At 65.1% G+C, this 481-nt stretch carries 1 protein-coding gene; it reads right to left on the bottom strand.

From position 1 onward, the window contains the following. A partial coding sequence (locus LPA41_RS40945; RefSeq protein WP_229076883.1) for an ATP-binding cassette domain-containing protein occupies window positions 1–388 on the bottom strand: 388 nt, incomplete at its 3' end. Between the last annotated feature and the right edge of the window lie 93 nt (window positions 389–481).

Genomic DNA, 481 nt, shown 5'->3' with positions numbered 1-481 from the left:
GGCCAGTCGCGCCGAGCCGCATGTTCTCGATGACCGTGAGCTTCGAGAGCACCTTGGTCAGCTGGAACGTGCGGACCATGCCGAAGCGGGCGACCTTGTAGGCCGGCACCTTCGCCAGCGGACGGTCGTTGAACGTCCACTCGCCGCTGTCGGGCTCGTCGAAGCCGGTCAGCAGGTTGAACAGCGTCGTCTTGCCGGCGCCGTTGGGCCCGATCAGGGCCGTGATGACGCCACGCTGGATCTCGATCTTCTCGACGTCGACCGCCTTGAGGCCGCCGAACGTCCGGGTGATGTTGCTGCCCTTGACGATGGGGTCCGGCTTGGAGGAGCCGGGCTCCCTCGAGACGTTCTCCAGCGCGGTACGGGCGTCAGTGAGTTCAGCGGCCATCGATTGCGATCTCCCTTCGATCGCCGAAGATCCCCTGGGGTCGGAAGATCATCAGCAGCATGAGACCCAGTCCGAGGAGGATCAGGCGGATGA

This window comes from Actinoplanes sp. DH11, assembly GCF_020873875.1.
In the GTDB taxonomy this organism is placed as follows: domain Bacteria; phylum Actinomycetota; class Actinomycetes; order Mycobacteriales; family Micromonosporaceae; genus Actinoplanes.
Note: the sequence above shows the minus strand (reverse complement) of the source record. Positions and strands in the feature narration are given on the sequence as shown.